Genomic DNA, 7,258 nt, shown 5'->3' with positions numbered 1-7,258 from the left:
ATTTTTTGACCTTCAACTTGACGAATGATAACTTCCGGCTTGGAAACTTGCAATTCAAAGCCTTCACGACGCATGTTTTCAATCAAGATACCTAAGTGAAGCTCACCACGGCCGGATACGATGAACGCATCAGGGCTGTCAGTGTCTTCTACGCGCAAACTTACGTCTGTTTCAAGCTCTTTGTAGAGACGCTCGCGAATTTTACGGGAAGTAACCCATTTACCTTCACGACCTGCGAAAGGTGAGTTGTTCACGACAAATGTCATTTGCAGAGTAGGCTCATCGATTTTCAATACTGGCAAAGCTTCCGGATTCGCAGGATCTGCTACCGTTTCACCAATGTTGATATCTTTGATACCGGCAATTGCAATGATATCCCCTGCAGCTGCTTCTTCAATCTCAATACGTTTCAAACCTGTGAAACCGAAAAGTTTCTCGATTCTTGCTTGCTTTTGTCCGCCTTCACGAGTCATAACCGCAACCGTTTGGCCTTGGCGAATTTTACCACGGTTCACACGGCCTACACCGATACGACCTAGGTATTCATTGTAATCCATCAGTGTAACAAGGAATTGTAGTGGTTGATCCACATCTTCTGTCGGAGAAGGAATGTGCGTAACGATCGTTTCATAGATAGCTTCCATGTTCTGATCTTGCTTATCAGCTTCAAGACTGGAAGTACCTTGTAGCGCGGAGGCATAAACTACGTGGAAATCAAGTTGCTCATCCGTAGCACCAAGTTCAATGAACAAGTCTAGAACTTCATCCACTACTTCAGCTGGACGAGCATTCGGACGGTCAATTTTGTTAACGACAACAACTGGCTTAAGGTTGCTTTCAAGCGCTTTGYGAAGAACGAACTTTGTTTGCGGCATTGTACCTTCGAAGGCATCAACAACGAGCAAAACCCCGTCAACCATCTTCATGATACGTTCTACTTCACCGCCAAAGTCGGCATGTCCTGGTGTATCTACGATGTTAATCAGGTAGTCTTTATAATTAATAGCTGTATTTTTTGCAAGAATGGTAATACCGCGTTCTCTCTCGAGATCGTTTGAGTCCATCGCTCTTTCTTGGATTGCTTCATTGTCACGGAATGTACCGGATTGTTGAAGTAATTTATCTACGAGTGTTGTTTTGCCGTGGTCAACGTGAGCGATAATTGCAATATTGCGGATCTTTTCTCTTGCTTGCATGAATGTCAAACCCTCTCTACCCTATAATTTTCGTCTCTGTTCATAAAACAAGCGTCGGACAAAAGCGCCGACGCTTGACATTTATGTTTATTATACGCAGTTTCTCGACATTATGCAAGGCAATTGACAAGCAACATCAAACTTTTACATAAAACACATACGGATTACCACACATTTTTCCTGCGAAAAATCATTAGAAGTCCAGCTGCAACAAGGATCAAAGCGATTACATATATCCCTAATTTGACAAGCAGCGTAATTCCGAAAAGTACCACAGAAATGATACCGAGCACTACTGCGCCAATCCAAACCCCTCGGTCACTTCCCCGATCGAACAGATGGAGCTCATACAATCCGATGGCTACGCCGAGTATGAATCCAGGCCAGAGATAGCTCATGGAGCTCCAACCAAATATGTTGCAGAAAAAGAACATCAAGCCATACGTCGTCAAAATGCCTCCAGGGACGAGTACGCCTGCCGGCCAAGTGCGGTTAAAGTACAAGATGTGAAAAAGCAGTCCAGGTGCAAGCAAAACAAGAGGCCATAAGAAGGAAAAAATAAAGTGAATAACGCCTAATTTCCCAAGAAGCAATAATACGGCCAGGCCAATTAACAGGATACCGATGGAGTAGCTATTTCTAGCCATAAGAATTCCCTCCTATTTCACTTGTCAATTCAATGTCGTATTCGACACCATTCAACAAGTAGTTTATCGTACCTTGCTCAAAATTGCTAGCCTGCAAGCTATTTGCGGCCACCGCCACGCCGTTTGGCTTCCAGCAAACGGCTCATGCTGTCCGGCGGCGCACCGCCAGCCGCCGGAGCCTCCGGAGCAGCAGCAGGCTGCTCCGGCACAGGCCGCGAAGCGGCCGGTGGAGCGTCGCCTACGGCCCGACGCTCCGAACCGCGCTGCAGCTTATGCTCCGCAAGCTGCTTGCGTTCGCGGAGACGCGCCAGCGGCGTCTCCGGTGAGGGCGGGCCCGCAGGAGCGGCCCGCCGAGTGAACGCCCGCGCCCACAGGCCGGGCGGCAGGGCAAGGCGACGCGCTGCGATGTCCATCAGCAGCAGCGCGAGCGCAGCCATCAGCAGGTACTCGCTGATGGGAATGAATCGCTTCTGCGCGGCAGAAGCGAAGGCGAAGGCTTCTTCCGGATGCTCCAACGAGAGCATCCGGCCGCCCGTAAGCTCAGCCAGCTGCTGAAGCTTGCCGAGCCCTGAACCGTCCGTGATCCGGTATTCCGGAGAATACGGGATCACAATGCCGGTCGTCGAGCTGCCGATGACGCGCCTTGGCGTCTCTTCCGTCTCGCTGCCTGCGGCGAGGAGTTCGGTTTTGGCCAGATACACGCCAGACTTATCCACAGATAGCTGCGCTGAATAATCGCCAGGAGCTGTAGACGTGAAAGTTAGCTCCTGTGTACTTAAATCTTCATCTGTCACGGTAGCCCGAAGTTCTCCCTGACCGCCTGTACTGTCAAGTTCAGAATTGCCGACCTTGGCCTGGAGGGACAACTCATCACCTGATAAATGCCCGTTCAATTCAAGTGGCGAGGATTGAAATTGCGGGAAAGTCCATTTGATCATGCTGGTAAGCATCGGAGCAAATGATGGCCAAGTGACCCAGGAAGAGGACCACGCACCGGTAACATCGCTAGTCCACGCTACAGATCTCCCTGAACCATACTGCCACCTTGCCAAAACCGGGTCAGGCTCTGGGCTCGACAATATCACTTCAGCTGCTTCCTTCGGTGTTGTAGCGATATAACCTTGGAGCTGCGGCAGACCTCCCCCCCACAAACCTGCCCAATCTGAGCCACCGGTTACTGCAGGCACGAAAGGCTGATTAACTACATATGTACGGGAGATAAGAACAGCTTCCCGGCTAAAAATAGCTGGAATCGTCGTTTGGTCCACCGCCGCATAATATCTGCCCTTCGAAAGCTCGGCAAGTTTACTTAACAAAGCTTGATCCGCATCGGTTCCAATCGCTACCGTCGACATCGTGATATTTTCCTTTTGCATCTCAGAAGTCAGTGCTTCATAACTTTGTGTCGTTGCCGACTGACCATCCGTAAGCAAAATAATATGTTTCCGCTGTGCATCCACTTTCGCTAACTTGGCATATGCTTCTGCCACCGCGGTATAAATCTCAGTTCCCCCGTCTGCAGGGATCGAGTTGATTTTCTGAATGACATCCGACTTCTGATTCAATTTTTGAGGCTGTACATACCAATTTGGTGAAGAATCGAAGCCAAGCACCCCAAGTGTATCTTTTTCCCTTAAAAGATCAACCGTTCGCGAGGCAGCTTCTTGCGCCAGTTTTATTTTCTCTCCGGACATGCTGCCTGATTTGTCCATGACCAGCACAATCCCCAGTGACGGAATTTCCCGCTTCCCTCGCAAATCCATATAGACTGGCAAGGCTCGCTCAATAGGTGTTTTGAAATACCCGCCTAAGCCGTAGCTATTATCTCCTCCAAGCATGACAAGGCCAACACCGTAATCGCGGACCGCGCCCTCGATCATTTCCATTTTGAGCTGAGGGATTTGAGTAGCCGCTGTATTGTTGAGAATGATGCTTTCATAGCTGGTGTACATCACAAAATCATTGGATAAAAGCTCTGGTTGTATGGTTTCATAAGGAATCAGAGAAGCTTGCAGCGCTCCCTCTACATTTTGCGAAATGCCGGGTTTCCCCTCTACAATAAGCACCTTCGGCGGCCCTTGCACCTTGCTGAATGCATAGTGTGTATTATTGGTTGAAAGCTCATCACCCTCCATATACACTTCTGCTCGATAACGATGAAAGCCTGATTCTTTGGCAAGTGATTGCAGGGCATAACGATTTTCTCCCTTGGTAAGCTCAAGGGACCGCACAGATATTTCTCGATTATCCTCAAATATCCGCAATTGAGCAGGCCCTGAGCTCGTGGAGCGAATAATGACTTCAATCGTATAAGCTTCTGCTTGATAGAGCTTTTCTGGGACGCGAACCGCTTCTACCGCTGCGTCTTTACGTTCCTTGCCAGCCAGTGGAACTACGTCTACCTGAATCCCGCGATCTCGGAGCAGCTTTCCTTGACGCAGCATATCTCCTACATTTTCTTCACCGTCTGACATGACAATGACACGTCCAGCATTCCCTTTCGTGAGAAGGCTCGAAGCTAGTTGTAGACCCGAAGCCACATTTGAGAATTGAGGATTCGATTGGGTTGTAAATTGAAAGCCATCCATGTCTCTTATATCAAGCGTCTTCTCAATCGAAGCTTGCAGCGCTAATGAAACGACACCGGCCTCGTCTTGAGCGGATCCGCGAGCTTTTACCGCGTCTTGGATCCACTGAGCTGCTTTGGCTTCTTCTTTTACACTATCTGAGCGGTCTACCGTGAACACAACACTTTTGTTATTGATGCTAGTGAACAGTTGAGCTCCCGCCAAGGCCATTATCAGAAGGAGCAGCACACTGGCGCGCAGTGTAATAACGAGTTTTTTTCTAGCCCCTTGTAGCCGGTGAAGGCCTCGCGACATCCACCACAGGTAAACAGGCAGCAACAATAGTAAGAGTAGACCGAGGGAATACTTAAACTGAATGCCCACGTCGGTACACCTCCCATTCCAACCCAAGCAGCAAAATTAAAATCATCACGACCCAAGGAACTAACGAAGTCACACCAATGTTCGGATCAGTTCCTTTATTCATTAAAGTTTGCTGATCGGGGTTTGGTTTCATGCTGAGCTTATTGTCCGTTAAAGCGTTCACGTTAGATTCCCGGGCATCCATCACTACTTCGATTAAGTGTGCCCCAACCTCATGTTCAGCCTCGTCAAATTCTTTAAATGAATACAATCCTGGCAGCATCGGCACGGATTGCCTTGAAGACAGTACTTTTCCATTAAGATCTGCTGCCTGCTCCTTAATTCCCGCTTCTCCTTCGGCTGTCCATACCGCTTTCACTGTCTGGGGATGCAAGGTGACATCAATCCGTTCCCCTGCTATGACGCGGCCAAGGTTCCCTCCCTGATGTTGAGTTAACCAAGCAAGCGTGTTTTGAACAAGGATAGGAAATTCCGGCCGAAGGGCCATATCCGATTGTTCGAGTGGAAAAGTAAATGCTACCCTTGCAGCACCTTCCTCTACACCTGCCAAGATCAACGGAATGCCCGCTGAGGATACGATCGCTTTTTCCCATGGTAGAGCCGCTCGGCTCTGTGCTTGTGCGACGTTCACATCCTGCAGACGAATATAGCGCATGATTGGATGATCCTCGATTATAAAAGGATTTTTGCGTTCAATAGCTACCATTGATGCTCCAGCTGATGGAAACCGCCATAAGGGCTTGGATGCCAGAAGTTCTTGCCATTTGCTCGTTTTCAAAGCGGATTCATCCACACCATCAACGATGATTAGATCCGGTTTCAAACCTATTGGAGGCGGATACGTGCCGTCATCGCTTCTCTGAATGTGAAGCACATCCGCCTTAGCCAGAAGAAGTGCTTTTTGCAAGAAGAGATTCCCTTCCCCTACATAGGCGACTTGTGTTCGCCCTGTCCCTTCCGGGAAAGCATAGCTGCTGTTGTCAGCTTCCAAGGAATCCCTTGTTTCTATTTGAAGCTTGTACACATTGGCATAAGCCAACTTTTCCAAAAAAAGCGACTTTTGCTCGCCGGCTTTCAGCTGCAACTTATCGGTTCGAACCAACTGCGAATCCGCAAAAAGTTTTGCTTCTACCTCCGTGCTTACGGTCCCCCAATTTTTCAGCACGGCAACTGCGCTGACCTCCGACTCCCTATTTTTGACTCCGAATTGTGAAATTGACACATTCACGGCAGCCTCCTCATTGGAGGGTTGAGCACTAACGATCTGAGCAGGTACTGAAAAAGTGATATCCTCTACTTTCTCTGGCCACTGCCTGTCCGTATAGATGCGTACTTCCCCATCGGTTTCTTCACGCGTTAGAGCGGAAGCCAAAGACAGCGATTCCTGAACATTCGTTTTGCCATAAAAAACAGATATGTGATCCAGGGCTTCTCGAAGCGCCGAAACGTTCGATTCCTTTTGTAAAACCAGCTCTGGCTGATCCTTGATGACCATAAGAGAATACGTCCGGTTCTTTGCTTCCTCTTGTGCATAAGTTAGGATGCTATGTTTTGCTTGCTCCAGTCTTGTTGAACCTTGATTCGCTAGTGTCGCCATACTTGCTGAAGCGTCAATTACAAAAAAGACATGTGATTTCACCGACTGCTGGCCCCGAATCACCGGTTGCATCAGCGCCAGTACAAGAAACATAGCTGCTAATAGTTGAAGTAAAAGCAGTAATTGGCGTCGTAGACGCTGCCATGGCTGGTTAGCCTCTTGCTCACGGAGTATGCGCCGCCATAGCAGATGGCTGGATATCTCTGTGTCGATATAACGGCGTTTCAACATATATAACAGCACAATGAAAGGTATAGACAAAGAGAACCACAGCCCGCTTACAGTTGCGAATTGCATAAGTGTCACCTTTCCGAAATGATATTAGTCAAAAGCACACTCTTCGGTGGATTACGTTGCCATCAAACCTCATGTTGCGTTCAATTACATTCCTCTGGGCATACTTAAAGGCGTGCTGCCTGATTTCCCTCTATATAACAGGTTTGCCTACTTTCAACATGGGAGGTCACATGAAATCTTTATCTGAAAATGAAAAGAAAAAACGGAAACCGCTTTGGACAAAGGCTTTTCTTGTTACATCGCTGTCCAATTTACTGCTTTTTTTTAGTTTTCAAATGTTAATCCCAACCATTCCTACACATATATCGCAGTTAGGGGGGAATGATCTGCAAATCGGGCTCGTCATCGGTATTTTTACAATTTCATCGCTACTAACCCGCCCTTTTGCCGGGAGAGCTCTTGACCTGCTTGGTAGAAAGCACGTGTTGCTTGTTGGGTTAGCTATCTGTGCGCTAACGATAGCCGGCTATTCGTACATGGCTGTCATTACACTCATTCTTGCCGCCCGTTTCGTTCATGGGATTGGTTGGGGCATATCAACGACATCCTTAGGAACGGTAATCGCTGATA

The 7,258-nt window shown here is 48.2% G+C and carries 5 protein-coding genes; 1 reads left to right on the top strand and 4 read right to left on the bottom strand.

The features are described 5' to 3' along the window. The 4 genes from AC1DUA_RS15635 to AC1DUA_RS15620 form a co-directional block, all read right to left on the bottom strand. Nucleotides 1-1,196: GTP-binding protein (locus AC1DUA_RS15635; protein ID WP_477500651.1), on the bottom strand; the 1,196-nt coding region annotated here is incomplete at its 3' end. Between the two features lie 164 nt (nt 1,197-1,360). Next, nucleotides 1,361-1,843 (bottom strand): LiaI-LiaF-like domain-containing protein, encoded by a 483-nt coding sequence (locus tag AC1DUA_RS15630; protein ID WP_477500650.1) that lies wholly within the window; start codon nt 1,841-1,843, stop codon nt 1,361-1,363. Nucleotides 1,844-1,941: 98 nt separating this feature from the next. Continuing rightward, nucleotides 1,942-4,794, bottom strand: a complete 2,853-nt coding sequence (locus AC1DUA_RS15625; RefSeq protein ID WP_477500649.1) for a VWA domain-containing protein — start codon at nt 4,792-4,794, stop codon at nt 1,942-1,944. Beyond that, a complete protein-coding gene (locus AC1DUA_RS15620) occupies nt 4,778-6,688 on the bottom strand; it encodes a vWA domain-containing protein (protein WP_477500648.1) in 1,911 nt (636 codons plus the stop codon). Before AC1DUA_RS15620 ends, AC1DUA_RS15625 begins: the two co-directional genes overlap by 17 nt. A gap of 170 nt (nt 6,689-6,858) precedes the next feature. Here AC1DUA_RS15620 and AC1DUA_RS15615 point away from each other — a divergent pair. Further along, nucleotides 6,859-7,258, top strand: a 400-nt coding sequence (locus AC1DUA_RS15615; protein WP_477500647.1) for an MFS transporter, incomplete at its 3' end; no start/stop codon positions are given.

It is taken from the genome of Paenibacillus sp. 01T422, assembly GCF_056398785.1.
Note: the sequence above shows the minus strand (reverse complement) of the source record. Positions and strands in the feature narration are given on the sequence as shown.

Coding starts and splice junctions, on each gene's coding strand:
- AC1DUA_RS15630 (WP_477500650.1), bottom strand. CDS start 1,843: ATGGCTAGAAATAGCTACTCCATCGGTATCCTGTTAATTGGCCTGGCC.
- AC1DUA_RS15620 (WP_477500648.1), bottom strand. CDS start 6,688: ATGCAATTCGCAACTGTAAGCGGGCTGTGGTTCTCTTTGTCTATACCT.